Raw genomic sequence first — 13,858 nt, 5'->3', positions numbered from 1 at the left:
TTAGGACAAGAAACGACCGACTTTCTTGTCAAAGCCGGTCAGCTATACTATAATAAGCAAAGAAATTATGGGATTTTAGCAATGTGAAGTTTAACAGTTTAAAGGGGGAACGTATTATGAGTTTACGCTATTTAACCGCAGGGGAGACGCACGGACCCCAATTAACCGCAATTATTGAAGGATTGCCAAGCAATCTGAATATTGACTTTGAAGAGCTGAATTTTCAGCTTCACCGCCGCCAAAAGGGATATGGCCGTGGACGTCGCATGCAAATTGAGAAGGATCAGGCCAATTTCGTTGGTGGTATTCGTCACGGATATACAACAGGTGCTCCTGTAGCGTTGGTTGTTCAAAATAATGACTGGAAACACTGGCAGAATATTATGAATATTGAGCCGATTGAAGGCAGTGACGAAGAGAAACGTCGCGTTCATCGTCCACGTCCGGGACATGCTGATTTGAATGGCGGGCTCAAATATAACCTAAAAGATTTGCGTAATGTGCTGGAGCGTTCCAGTGCGCGTGAGACAACGGTACGTGTAGCATGTGGTGCTATTGCACGTCAATTCCTTGCTGAATTCGGGATCAAAGTGGCTGGACGTGTGTTGCGTATCGGAGAAATCGAAGCTCCTTATCAAGATCTGCCGATTGATGAACTGATCGAAGTGACAGAAGCTTCTTCCGTACGTGTAACTGATGCAGAAACCGAGAAGAAGATGGAAGCTTACATCGACCAGATCAAGCAGGAAGGCGACTCCATCGGTGGAATCGTGGAATGCATCGTTGAAGGTGTGCCTGTGGGTCTTGGTAGCCACGTACAATATGACCGTAAACTGGATGCACGGATTGCTCAGGGTGTGATGTCCATTAACGCATTCAAAGGTGTGGAAATTGGTATCGGGTTCGAAGCCGGAACGATTCGTGGTTCTCAGGTGCATGATGAAATCGTTCATAGTGAAGAGCGTGGTTACCATCGAGCTACCAACCGTTTGGGCGGATTCGAGGGCGGAATGACTAACGGTATGCCAGTAGTGGTACGTGGAGTTATGAAACCTATTCCTACGTTGTACAAACCGCTTCAAAGTGTGGATATCGATACAAAAGAAGCATTTACAGCTCAGGTTGAGCGTTCTGATGCATGTGCTGTTCCGGCAGCTAGTGTCGTTATGGAGCATGTGGTAGCCTGGGAAATTGCAAAAGCTTTCCTTGAGAAATTTGGCGGAGACTCCATGGAGGAAATCCGCGCGAACTTTGCCAACTACAATAATCAACTGGAGAATTACTAAAATGCGCCAGCTGACAGTGCAGTTGGAGGAGCGCTCATATCCAATCCTGATTGGCAGCGGCCTGTTGGCTCAAGCGCCTCAATATTTTGAGCAATATGGCTTAACCAAAAAAAGCCCTTTACTCATTATTACTGATGATCATGTGGCACCCAAATACTTGTCAGATCTGGAACAAACACTGCGTACGACTGGTTTTACAGTCGTCTCCGCAGTTGTTCCATCGGGTGAAACATCGAAATCCCTTTCGGTATATCAGGATATGATGACTGTCGCCATCGAAGGCAAACTGGATCGCAGTTCGGCAATTGTTGCCTTAGGCGGCGGTGTAGTAGGGGATCTGGCGGGTTTTGTTGCTGCTACATATATGCGTGGAATCAAGTTTGTACAGGTGCCTACGACGATTCTGGCGCATGACAGCAGTGTTGGCGGTAAGGTAGCTGTCAATCATCCGCTGGCTAAAAATATGATCGGTGCATTCCATCAGCCAGAGCTGGTACTCTATGATGTCAATACTCTTCAAACCTTGCCGCCACGCGATGTCTCGGCTGGTTTATCAGAGATGCTGAAGCACGGACTGATTCGGGACGAAGCTTTTGCATACTGGTGTGAAGAGCATGCGGATGAACTGCTTGCCCTTGATCCGGAGGCTTTGGGATATGGCTTGGAACGAGGCTGTGGTATCAAGGCAGAGATTGTATCGCGTGACGAACGTGAAAATGGAGAACGTGCATTGTTAAACCTGGGTCATACGATTGGTCATGCCATTGAAGCGATTGCCGGTTACGGCGAATTTCTGCATGGTGAAGCCATCTCGATTGGTATGGCGGGCTCGGCATTGCTCGGCGAAAAGTTGGGAGCCCCAGCTGGACTCTATGACGATACGGTTCGCATGTTGCGTTCATTGCGCCTGCCGGTGACGATGCCAAAACATTTGGATACGGATGCATTAATGGATGCAATGATGCACGACAAAAAGTTCCGTGAGGGCCATATGGTCTTCATTATTCCTGACCGGATCGGCGCTGCCAGAATTGTGAAGGATGTACCGGTATCGGCAGTACGCGACGTCATTGAAATGCTTAAGAAGGGAGATTAAAAGTGATGGTTACTCGGGGAATTCGCGGGGCTACTACGGTCACGCATAATAACGAAGAACATATTTTGAAAGAAACGGCTGTACTATTGCAGGAAATCGTGGATCGTAACGAGATTCAACCCGAAGATATTTGCAGTGTGTGGATTACGATGACTGGAGATCTGGATGCAGCTTTCCCAGCAAAGGCAATTCGCCAGTTGGATGGCTGGGAGCTTGTACCTTTGATGTGTGCGCTGGAAGTTCCGGTTGCAGGTGCCTTGCCACAGTGCATCCGTTTTATGGTACATGTTAACACTGCAAAAGGTCAGAATGAAATCAACCATGTGTATCTTAACGGTGCACAGTCTCTGCGTCCCGATTTGGCGGCACCTTCCAATTCGTAAGATTAGAGTGGTTGTCAAATCATTCTGAATGATGTATAGTGAGAACCAGTTGAGTAGAGTAGAGATTGAGCTGAGAGCAGCTGAGATGAGTGGAGTATATAGCAGAGTCCAGCGGGTAGTAACCGGAGTAACAGAAGCCGGTCAACTGATTCGCGGTACGTCGAGCTACGGAATTATTAGAAACAGGATGAAGGAATGCAAACGTGTCTAGCGACATCGTTTTGTTTAGGTATAACACGACCGATATCCTCTTGCATTTCATGAAAGAATGAGTGCTATGGGTGAGAATCAGTGTATGCCGGTACATTTCCTTTTTATTTGATGGATTTGTATTACATCCATACAACAGCCTGTGTGATAATTCGGTAAGGATGCATGTATAGGGACTTGTTATTTATGAAGCACCAACCTGTTGAAACAGCTTATAACCAAACCTCTACCTGATGGTAGAGGTTTTTTTGTTGTATATTGAATTGTTTCTTCTACCCATATAGGTTCAACTAAACTTTTTACACAAAAACGGAGAGGGCAGAAATAACCTGAAGAAGCGGAGCGTTCGCCTTTATCACCGGATTTTCCCTTTAGAAAGGGAATCAAAAAATCTGGGGATAACAGCGATCGGAAGGTTGTTCTGTCATCGGAGTGCTCAGTGTAAACCTCTTTAGTTGAACTTATATAAATCTGAAAGGACGTGATCTGATGATAACGCCAAACGTTAATCAAGTACTGAAAATGTCGAATGAATATAATCTGATTCCGGTAGTCAAACGGATTCTGGCAGACATGGAGACCCCGATTCGGATTTTCCGCCGTTATGCTGACAACGACCGGGCATTTCTGCTGGAAAGTGTGGAGGGTGGAATTCAATGGGCGAGATATTCCTTCATCGGTACAGATCCGTTCCTGATGATCTCCGCCAAAAAAGGCCGGATCGTGGTAGAAGAAGCGGGCCAGATTCGAGAACTGCCAGGCAAGCCGATTGAAGAACTCAAAGCTCTGCTGCGTAAGTATCGCAGTCCGAAGGATGATGAACTGCCGCCATTTACAGGCGGGGCCATTGGTTTCTTTGGATACGATCTGCTGCAATATTATGAGAAGCTTCCGGCCCACGCGCTGGATGATCTGAAAATGGATGATATTCGCTTCATGTTCTGCGACCAGATTATCGTATTTGACCATGTGAAGCAGCAGATGCTGCTGGTGGGCAATGTGCATGTGAAAGACGGTGCAACGGATGATGATATCCGTCAAGCTTATGCTTTAACTTCTGAGAAGCTGGAACAGACGGCTGAACGCTTGCAGCAGCAAGGACCAGGGGAGAACTTGAACCCGCGTTCCATCCCAGGAGACGTGGAACTGGGGGATATTCGATCCAATCTCACGAAGGAACAGTTTATCGGTAATGTAGAGCAGGCCAAAGAGTACATTCGGGCAGGAGATATTTTTCAAGTGGTATTATCCCAACGTTTCCACATTGATACCGAAGTATCTCCGCTGCATGTATACCGCGTGCTTCGAACGTTGAATCCATCACCCTACATGTATTATCTGAAGATGGACGATGAAATTATTGTTGGGACTTCACCGGAAGCGTTGGTAAAAGTGGATGGAAACCGCGTAGAAACACGGCCGATTGCGGGTACTCGTCCAAGAGGAGCTACGGAAGCAGAAGATCGTGCATTGGCGGCAGATCTGCTGCAGGACGAGAAGGAACGTGCGGAACATCTGATGCTTGTTGATCTGGGACGTAATGATCTGGGACGTGTGTCTAACTTCGGAAGTGTGAAATGTGACATGTTCATGGAAATTGAACGATATTCCCACGTCATGCACATGGTGTCCAACGTTACAGGTGAGCTTAGAGAAGACAAGGATTTCTTTGATGCATTTCTTTCGTGTTTGCCGGCGGGTACGGTATCCGGTGCGCCGAAGCTACGTGCGATGGAGATTATCGCGGAACTGGAAAAAGAAGCACGGGGTGCTTATGCAGGTGCTATCGGTTATCTTGGTTTCTCGGGCAACATGGACTCCTGTATTACAATCCGAACGATTATTTTCAAAAAGGGAAAAGCTTATGTGCAGGCTGGAGCCGGAATCGTATGGGATTCGGTGCCTGAGAATGAATATGAAGAAACCGTAAATAAAGCCAAAGCGTTGCTTAAGGCGATTCGTACAGCAGAAGCGATGTTTCCTGCCAAAGAGAAGGATCACACCTTGAAACTTGCCAACGCCGATTATTTTGTTACCCCAGCCACGGCTGCACAAAACTGAGAGAGGAGAGACCGGAAATGAATATGAACCCAGTCATGAATGAAGAATCAGAGCGATTTGTAACTAAAGTTAGTCATGCGGAAGGAATGAAGAATGGCCTTGCCAAAATTTTGGAGGGCAGCCATCTGGAGCAGGCGGAAGCGCGTGACTTGATGTACTCCATCATGAGAGGTGAGGCCACTCCGGCTCAAATCGGAGGTTTGCTTATGGGCTTGCGGATGAAGGGGGAAACGGTGGATGAAATCACGGGGTTTGCCGAAGCCATGCGTGGACAGGGCGGACGGATCCTGACCGACGGCAATGGACTGCTGGACACCTGTGGAACAGGTGGTTCAGGTATTCATAAGTTCAACATTTCAACAGCATCGGCGATCATTGCTTCAGCAGTCTCTGTCCGGGTGGCGAAGCATGGAAATCGCTCTGCCTCAGGCAAGGCGGGCAGTGCGGATGTACTTGAAGCATTGGGCGTGAATATTCATCTGGACGGAGAGCAGGCGAGACAATGTCTCGATGAGATCGGAATCTGTTTTTGTTTTGCTCAGGTGTACCATCCTTCTATGAAACATGCTGCTGCGCCAAGAAAAGAGCTGGGTGTGCGTACGATCTTTAACATGCTCGGACCTCTAACCAATCCTGCGGGAGCGGATCGTCAATTGCTTGGTTTATATGACCGCAGCCGGACACCAATGATCGCTGAAGTGCTGAATCGACTGGGGCTGAAAAGAGCTTTGGTTGTAGCGAGTCATGATGGACTGGATGAAATCAGCATCTCCGCACCTACCCAGGTATCCGAGCTGCGTAATGGTGAAGTGCATACGTATGACATTGATCCACGTGATATGGGATTATCGTTACATCCGCTGGAATCGGTTCTTGGAGGAGATGCGGCTCAGAACGCCGAAATTATTAAAAGGATCTTCCAGGGAGAACGGAGCGCATACCGCGATGTCGTTCTGTTGAATGCCGGGGCGTGCATCTATGTATCCGGTCTAGCAAATACCATTGCAGAAGGTGTGTTGATGGCGACAGACGCTGTAGACTCCGGCAAGGCTGCCGGGAAGCTGGAACAGTTAATTCATACAACGGAGGCGTACAGTCATGTATCTTGATCGAATCGTAGCAACCAAACATAAAGAAGTTGAAGTTCTGGCACAAACATTTCAGATGGACGATGCGCTGAAAAAGATAGAGGCATTACCCAATACTCGTGGATTCGAACGTGCTCTATCAGAGAGACGTAACCGTAAACTGGGTCTCATTGCCGAAGTGAAGAAGGCTTCTCCGTCCAAAGGACTGATTCGTCCTGATTTTCATCCAGTAGAAATTGCTTCCGCATACGAACGGGCTGGAGCGGATTGTATATCCGTATTGACCGACGTTTCTTATTTCCAGGGAAATAGCGAATACTTGCAGGCCATTCATGAAGCTGTGAACATACCGCTACTGCGCAAAGATTTTATTATAGATGAACGACAGATTGCCGAGGCAAGGCTGCTTGGCGCGGATGCCGTTTTGCTGATTGCCAGTATTCTGACACCCGAACAGATGCGTCAATATCTGACGTTTGCCAAAAGTCTGGGCCTGGATGCATTAATTGAAGTCCATGATCGTGCTGAACTGGAGCAAGTACTCGATATACCGCAGGCAACACTTGTGGGCATCAACAACCGCAATCTGAAAACGTTCGAAACCAGTCTCAACACCACGTTGGATTTGATGAACTTGATTCCGGATGGTGTCACATTAATCAGTGAAAGTGGAATTGACGGCCCTCAGCCACTGGAATCTCTTATTGAGGCAGGTGTGCATGGTATCCTTGTTGGGGAGCATCTGATGCGTAAGGACGATGTTGAGGCAGCGGTATATGAACTGATGGGACCAAAAGCATGAATGCATTCAATCATGACGGCACAAACAGCAGAGACGTGGATCTGCGAACCCGGCCGGCAGCGGCTGTAAAAATATGTGGACTTCAGGACGTTGAAGTGCTAAAATCGATGATAAACTTGCCTGTGGATTACGTTGGTGTTGTTTTTGCCCCATCCCGTCGACGTATTACGCCTGAACAGGGTGCCGAGCTAAGAACGGTTCTCTTGGACTGGACGATGTTTGATCGGCCGAAGCTGGCGGGTGTTTTCGTGAATCCCACGCTCGAAGAGCTGGAAAGCATCATGCAGATTTCAGGCCTGGATGTCATTCAGCTGCATGGACAGGAATCGCCGGAATTTTGTGAACAGGTGAAGCAGCACTTCGGTACCGAAGTGTTCAAGGCTTTCTCTTTTCCCAAGGATGAAACAGGTTCATTAGCTGACGATACTGCCTTATTGGCACTTGATCCATATAAAAATGTGGTGGACGCCATATTGCTCGATACGTTTGACCCGCTCTATGGAGGGGGCTCCGGTAAAACCTTTGCCTGGGAACGAATTCCATTCTACGCCGAGTGGGCAAGGAAACATGGAATCGCGTTGTTCGTGGCAGGAGGTTTACAGCCGGATAATGTGCAACAACTGATACAGACATATGCACCGGACGGCGTCGATGTATCCAGCGGCGTAGAGTCCGAAGGTGTGAAGGATATTGCGAAAATTACAGCATTTGTAGAAAGGGTGAAGCAGGCATGACACATCAATTGCCGGATCAACACGGGCGTTTCGGTCCCTTCGGAGGCCGCTTTGTACCTGAGACACTAATGAACGCTCTGATCGAACTGGAGGAAGCGTATAGCCACTTCTCCGAAGACGAGGAATTCAACAAGGAACTGAATTACCTGCTAAGCGAGTATTCTGGACGGGAAACACCTTTATACCATGCAGAGCAATTGTCCCGCCGCTTGGGTGGACCCAAAATTTATCTGAAACGTGAAGACCTGAACCATACGGGAGCGCACAAGATCAATAATGCTATTGGACAGGGATTATTGGCTAAACGGATGGGGAAAAAGAAAGTCATCGCCGAAACGGGTGCAGGACAGCATGGCGTTGCCACCGCAACAGTTGCTGCATTGCTGGGGCTTGAATGTAAAGTGTTTATGGGTGAAGAAGATACGCAACGGCAACAGTTGAACGTATTTCGGATGAAGCTGCTTGGGGCGGAAGTCATTCCGGTGACATCTGGCACGCGCACATTGAAAGATGCAGGAAACGAGGCGCTCCGCTACTGGGTTAGTAATGTGGAAGATACCTTCTACGTGCTTGGATCGGTAGTCGGTCCTCATCCGTATCCAATGATGGTACGTAACTTCCAGCGAGTGATCGGTGATGAGACACGGCGCCAGATTCAGGAGATTGAAGGACGGTTGCCAGATGTGATTGTTGCAGCTGTAGGCGGCGGAAGTAATGCAATCGGTATGTTCTATCCGTTTATTGGCGATCAGGATGTGAAGCTTGTTGGAGTTGAAGCAGCAGGTAAAGGGGTGGACACCGAGTTCCATGCGGCTACGATGAGCAAAGGGACACACGGTGTATTCCAGGGTTCGATGAGTTATTTACTGCAAGATGAATATGGACAGGTTCAGCCAGCCCATTCCATTTCAGCGGGACTTGATTATCCGGGTGTTGGTCCCGAGCATTCCTATCTCAAAGATATTAAACGTGCAAAATATGTTCCGATTACGGACCAGGAGGCATTGGATGCCTTGCAGTTGCTGAGCCGAACAGAAGGCATTATTCCCGCTTTGGAGTCAGCCCATGCTGTTGCGCAGGTTGTCAAGCTTGCGCCTGAACTCAGTGCTGATGATATCGTTGTGATCTGTCTTTCCGGTCGTGGTGACAAAGACGTTGAATCCATTATGAAATACACAGGAGGGGACTTGGCATGAACCTGATGGACCAGACCTTCCAACAATTGAAAGAACAGAACCGGACAGCACTTATTCCATTCCTTACGGTTGGAGATCCAGATGTGGACACCACGGTGGAAATCATTAAGGAATTGGAACAGGCGGGGGCAGACATTTTGGAACTCGGTGTTCCCTATTCTGATCCGCTCGCAGATGGACCGGTAATCCAGCGAGCTTCCGAGCGTGCATTGAAAAGTCAGATCACGATTCGGACTTGTATGGAGACAGCAGCAAGAGCGCGTGCGGAGGGTGTGAAAATGCCTTTTGTCCTGTTCACCTACTATAATCCAGTATTACAGACGGGATTGGATGTATTTTTTGACGAGTTGGTCAAACATGAGATCAGCGGCATGATCATCCCGGATCTTCCGATTGAGGAAGCCGAGGATATGCGACGCCGTGCAGATGCTGCAGGTGTGCATTTGGTTCCGCTCGTAGCCCCTACGTCCAACGCGAGGATCGAGCGTATTGTCACGGGAGCACGTGGTTTCATCTATTGTGTCTCTTCTCTGGGTGTCACGGGAGAGAGAGCTTCCTTTTTCGATGGGGTAGAGAGCTTCATTGAAACTGTAAAGAGCCTGACAGATATTCCTGTCGCTGTTGGCTTCGGCATTTCCAGTCACGAGCAGGTAGCTCGTTTCTCCCGCATCTGTGATGGTGTTGTTGTTGGTAGTGCTATCGTTCGTCAGGTGGAAGAAGCTATACCTCTTCTTGGAAACCCGGATACGCGTCAGGCGGGACTGTTGCAAATTCGCAACTTTGTGGCACAATTAAAAGGATAGGGATTAAATGATGTTACATCCCCGGGGCATGCTCAGCACAGGCTGAGGCATGTCCATAACTATTTCAATAACAGGAGGCGGTCGGGTTGAAACCGAAGTCCCAGATTGTCAATCTGCCTGTATATAAACCGGGCAAACCGATTGAAGAAGTGAAACGTGAACTGGGTTTGGAGCAAGTGATCAAGCTGGCCTCCAACGAAAATCCATATGGAAGTTCGCCTGCTGCGCTTGAAGCGATCACCAGAGAGCTGGTCAATGTAAGCATATATCCGGATGGCAGTTCCACGGAACTGACTGAAGTGCTGGCGAAGCATCTGGGGGTAGAACGGGATAATCTGATCTTTGGTTGTGGATCGGATGAGATCATTGCGTTGATCACTCGTGCATTCTTCCTCCCGGGAGACGAGAACATCATGGCTGACCAGACGTTCTCTGTATACAAAAGTAACGCTGACATCGAGGGTGCTGTCAGCATTGAAGTGCCACTTAAAGATGGAACTCATGACCTGACTTCCATGCTGGGACAAATCAATGATAAGACCAAAGCAGTTTGGGTATGTAACCCCAATAATCCAACGGGTACAATTATCTCTGAGCAGGAATTGACGGCATTTATGGATCGTGTACCTTCTCACGTCATGGTTGTGCTGGATGAAGCCTATTATGAATTCGTAACGGATGAGGCGTATCCACAAAGTGTCTCTATGATTGAGCGTTATCCTAACTTGGTCATTTTGCGGACATTCTCCAAAATCTACGGCCTGGCTTCATTGCGTATTGGATACGGTATTGCACGCCCGGAAGTGATCGATCTGATCAACCGCGTGCGTGAGCCGTTTAATACTTCACGATTCGGTCAGGCTGCGGCGAAAGCTGCACTTGAGGATCAGGCTTTTGTCCAAGAATGTGCGGAGCGTAATGCAGTAGAACGAGCGTATTTGCAAAATGAGTTCACACGGCTAGAACTGCCGTTTTTCCCTTCGCAGGGTAACTTCATCATGGTTGATCTGGAGATGCCTTCTGCAACGGCATTTCAGTCGCTATTGAAACAAGGCATTATTGTTCGTCCTGGATTCCATGTATATCCAACATACATTCGTGTGTCCGTAGGAACATCAGAACAGAACCGTGCGTTTGTCACGGCACTGGAGAACACGCTGGCTGAGAAGGCGGTAGCACGCCCTTAAATCTGGCGATGAAAAGAGTGAGGACCCATGAAACTAAAAATTGCAATGATCGGTGTAGGGCTCATCGGCGGTTCATTGGCGCTTTGCTTCAAAGGCAAGCCTGGTGTAACGGTGATGGGCTATGCCCACCTGCCTGAACTGAAGGACAAGTACATAGCGAGTGGTGTAGTGGATGATGCTACGCTCTCTCTGGAGGAAGCGGTACAGGATGCCGACTTTATTTTTTTGTGCGTACCTGTTGGGCTGCTCGAATCCTATTTTGGACAATTGGCCAAGCTTCCCTTGAAAAAGGGATGTATTATTACGGATGTAGGAAGCACAAAGGCGTCCATCGCAGCCTGTGCTGAGCATGTCCGCATGAGTGACGCATACTTTATCGGCGGGCATCCGATGGCCGGATCTGAGCGTGCAGGTGTAGATGCAGCCTCGGCAGTATTATTCGAGAATGCATACTATGTCTTGACCCCTTCAGAATATGTACCTGAGGAAGCTTATGACAGGTTATCTGATCTTCTTGCGTATACACGTGCCCAGATTGTACGTGTAGAGCCGCTGCTGCACGATGACATTGTGGGGGCGATTAGTCACTTGCCACATGTTATTGCAGTTGCGCTGGTGAACCAGGTGCGCGAATATAATGAATCGAACCCTTTGTATAAAATGCTAGCTGCAGGCGGTTTCCGGGATATTACTCGGATTGCCTCCAGTGATGCCATTGTATGGAGAGATATTCTGCTGAGCAACCGTGAGGTGCTGTTGGGCTTGCTGAAGGACTGGAACGGCCAGATGACGGCTTTCACCGAAATGCTGGAGCAACAAAATGGTGAGGGCATTGAGGAGGCGTTTCGTCAGGCACGCGAGTTCCGCAGTGTGCTGCCAGAACGACGGAAAGGCATGATCTCGTCGTTGTTTGATCTGTATACGGATGTACAGGATGCACCGGGGATGATCGGCAAGATTGCCACCGAGCTTGGGGCGAATGATATTAACTTAAGCAACATGGAGATTATTGAGAACCGGGTCGATGTACCGGGCATTATGCGTTTGTCATTCCGGCAAGAAGAAGAGATGGAACGGGCCAAAACGTTGCTGGATTCCCTAGGGTATCAAGTGTGGATTTAGGTTTTTAGAAGGGGGCGAAAGCCCTCTTTCTTTGTGTTGAAAACTAACTGTTACAGGACATGTTCTAAAAAAGGACAAAAAAAAGACCGCTTACATAAGCGGCCATTGCTCACGTGGAGCAATACAGTTATTGGATAGGAGTGGAGAGAAACCATACTGTACTTTTATTATATGTATCCGTTTTCATTTTGTCAACACTTTGAGTAAAATTGTTTGAATTAATTATAACATTCGTAAATTAAGGAAATATAATCCTTGCATCAAAGTGGTCTAGATCTTCATTTGGAAATGAAATTTTCAATTAATTCTTTATTCACACAAACTTTTTGAGGCCTTCGTTCGTCCAATATATGAGTGGCTTCACAAAAGGGATCAAATTGAAGTCATGGACGAGAAAACGGCCGCATAATAATGACTGGTCGGGCTTCAATGGAAGCCATGGATTTGCCAGGACGATGCAGACCGTTGTACAATAAATACTGTTAATGTAGAAACGTTGGGGAAATTGCCATTACATAGGGGAATTTGGCGGGAAGGCCTGTTTTGGCGTTGAACGCTGTTTTATGCGGTGAAAACCGCAACTTTTTTGTGCCTGTTCGGTAATACATGGATAGAGTCGAACGGGGAGAAGCACATGGATGGGCGAGGAGGGGTCGCACTCAAATGACGGATTCCCAGTTGATTCGAGAGATCAAGGAAGGTAACCTGGAGTTATATTCCGAGCTGATGAGTCGTTATCAGCGTAAAATACTGGCTTTCGTATATCATATGTTGAAAAGTTCTAATATGGAGCTGCTTGCGGAAGATCTCTGTTCTGAGACTTTCTATAAGGCGTTCCGCAGTCTACACTCATTCCGAGAGGTGGATGCCTCATTCTCAACCTGGTTATATACCATCGCGAGAAATACGGTACTGAGTGAGCTTCGCAAACAGCGTAGTGGGAGTGTTCCACTTGAAGAGAGCGGTATTGTACCTGTTGCTCCTTCTGAGAATGCGCCAGAGCATGCTGTATTGCGCAGTGAGCGGGTGATGCTGGTTAGGGATGCAATTAACAATTTACCGGAGAAGCAGCGTTCTGCCATTATACTCCGAGAGTATGATCAACTAGATTACCAGGAGATTGCAAATATTCTTGGGCAGAGCGTCAGTTCTGTAAAATCGTTATTGTTCAGAGCAAGGTCAAGCGTAAAAACTCAATTGGAACCTTATTTCTTCGAACCGGTCTACGAGCCATATGAAGGGATGAAGAACAGATGAATTGCAATGAAGCCCAGGAACTGTTTGCACTGGTCTGGGACTTGCCGGAAGCTCATCCTCAGCGAATTGCATTTCATGCTCATCTCGCTGGTTGTGAAGATTGCTCGCAGCAATTTGAGGTGTGGGAAGAAGCTCAAATTCTGATGCACAGCATACCGGTCCCAGTGACAGAACAACAAGCAGAGAAAGTGAACCGTAATGTTATGGACCGGATCTATGCGGAGTCTCCATGGCTACTGCCGGAAGAGGCAAAGGTTAATCGTTTCTCTGCTGTAATCCGCAAGCATATGTCTTTGTGGATTGCTGCGTTCCTGGCAATTTTTTTATGCAGCTTTCTGTACATGGCGATGTTTAAGCCAGACGTATCAGAAGCTGAGCAGACCAACGTGGTCTCTACGGGCATTTTGGAGACAGGAGTAGCGGGCAGTGAGCCTTCTTCCTCCGGATTGTACAAGTACAACATGACGGGAGCGGACAGAGGTAGTATTATTGAGCCCTTCGTTGTGAGCATGGGCCCAGCGTATCCTCAGTACTGGATGGCGTTGTCGCTGCTTGCAATAGGTATGGCTCTGTTCTCTCTTGGACGGATGCATCGTACAACGAACAAACGCAAACAAGGTGCACGTGCTTAGG

14 protein-coding genes are annotated in these 13,858 nt (G+C 47.9%); all 14 read left to right on the top strand.

Going from position 1 to position 13,858, the window contains the following annotated elements; genetic code table 11:
• The first annotated feature begins 116 nt into the window (after positions 1–116).
• The 14 genes from aroC to BUA17_RS10255 all read left to right on the top strand — a co-directional run bounded on the left by aroC (position 117) and on the right by BUA17_RS10255 (position 13,857).
• Positions 117–1,286, top strand: a complete 1,170-nt coding sequence (gene aroC / locus BUA17_RS10315; RefSeq protein WP_063566771.1) for a chorismate synthase — start codon at positions 117–119, stop codon at positions 1,284–1,286.
• 1 nt (position 1,287) lies between these two features.
• Positions 1,288–2,382, top strand: a complete 1,095-nt coding sequence (gene aroB / locus BUA17_RS10310; protein ID WP_072733419.1) for a 3-dehydroquinate synthase — start codon at positions 1,288–1,290, stop codon at positions 2,380–2,382.
• Between the two features lie 5 nt (positions 2,383–2,387).
• Entirely contained in the window at positions 2,388–2,765 is a 378-nt protein-coding gene (gene aroH / locus BUA17_RS10305) for a chorismate mutase (protein WP_063566773.1), read from the top strand.
• A gap of 49 nt (positions 2,766–2,814) precedes the next feature.
• Positions 2,815–2,976, top strand: a complete 162-nt coding sequence (locus tag BUA17_RS31155) for a hypothetical protein (RefSeq protein ID WP_170867816.1) — start codon at positions 2,815–2,817, stop codon at positions 2,974–2,976.
• Positions 2,977–3,464: 488 nt separating this feature from the next.
• The gene (gene trpE / locus BUA17_RS10300; RefSeq protein WP_072733418.1) at positions 3,465–5,036 is read left to right on the top strand and encodes an anthranilate synthase component I; all 1,572 of its coding nucleotides are present in this window, start codon (positions 3,465–3,467) and stop codon (positions 5,034–5,036) included.
• A 35-nt stretch (positions 5,037–5,071) separates the two neighbouring features.
• The gene (gene trpD, locus BUA17_RS10295) at positions 5,072–6,145 is read left to right on the top strand and encodes an anthranilate phosphoribosyltransferase (RefSeq protein WP_063566831.1); all 1,074 of its coding nucleotides are present in this window, start codon (positions 5,072–5,074) and stop codon (positions 6,143–6,145) included.
• Positions 6,135–6,926 carry an indole-3-glycerol phosphate synthase TrpC gene (trpC, locus tag BUA17_RS10290; protein ID WP_063566775.1) on the top strand — a complete coding sequence of 264 codons (792 nt, stop codon included), beginning with the start codon at positions 6,135–6,137 and terminating at the stop codon, positions 6,924–6,926. The genes trpD and trpC overlap by 11 nt, the downstream gene beginning before the upstream one ends.
• A complete protein-coding gene (locus BUA17_RS10285; RefSeq protein WP_072733417.1) occupies positions 6,923–7,660 on the top strand; it encodes a phosphoribosylanthranilate isomerase in 738 nt (245 codons plus the stop codon). The genes trpC and BUA17_RS10285 overlap by 4 nt, the downstream gene beginning before the upstream one ends.
• Positions 7,657–8,856, top strand: coding sequence for a tryptophan synthase subunit beta (gene trpB / locus BUA17_RS10280; RefSeq protein WP_063566776.1), 1,200 nt, complete (start codon positions 7,657–7,659; stop codon positions 8,854–8,856). Before BUA17_RS10285 ends, trpB begins: the two co-directional genes overlap by 4 nt.
• Positions 8,853–9,659 (top strand): tryptophan synthase subunit alpha, encoded by an 807-nt coding sequence (gene trpA, locus BUA17_RS10275; protein ID WP_063566777.1) that lies wholly within the window; start codon positions 8,853–8,855, stop codon positions 9,657–9,659. Before trpB ends, trpA begins: the two co-directional genes overlap by 4 nt.
• Before the next feature lie 86 nt (positions 9,660–9,745).
• The gene (gene hisC, locus BUA17_RS10270) at positions 9,746–10,846 is read left to right on the top strand and encodes a histidinol-phosphate transaminase (RefSeq protein WP_072733416.1); all 1,101 of its coding nucleotides are present in this window, start codon (positions 9,746–9,748) and stop codon (positions 10,844–10,846) included.
• Between the two features lie 27 nt (positions 10,847–10,873).
• Positions 10,874–11,968, top strand: coding sequence for a prephenate dehydrogenase (locus BUA17_RS10265; protein WP_063566779.1), 1,095 nt, complete (start codon positions 10,874–10,876; stop codon positions 11,966–11,968).
• 663 nt (positions 11,969–12,631) lie between these two features.
• Entirely contained in the window at positions 12,632–13,225 is a 594-nt protein-coding gene (locus BUA17_RS10260; RefSeq protein ID WP_053780698.1) for an RNA polymerase sigma factor, read from the top strand.
• The gene (locus BUA17_RS10255; protein WP_063566780.1) at positions 13,222–13,857 is read left to right on the top strand and encodes an anti-sigma factor family protein; all 636 of its coding nucleotides are present in this window, start codon (positions 13,222–13,224) and stop codon (positions 13,855–13,857) included. The genes BUA17_RS10260 and BUA17_RS10255 overlap by 4 nt, the downstream gene beginning before the upstream one ends.
• Position 13,858 lies beyond the last annotated feature (1 nt).

Source organism: Paenibacillus sp. ov031 (assembly GCF_900143165.1).
GTDB lineage: Bacteria > Bacillota > Bacilli > Paenibacillales > Paenibacillaceae > Paenibacillus > Paenibacillus marchantiae.
The sequence above is the reverse complement of the archived record's forward strand: the minus strand, read 5'-3'. Positions and strand labels throughout refer to the sequence as shown.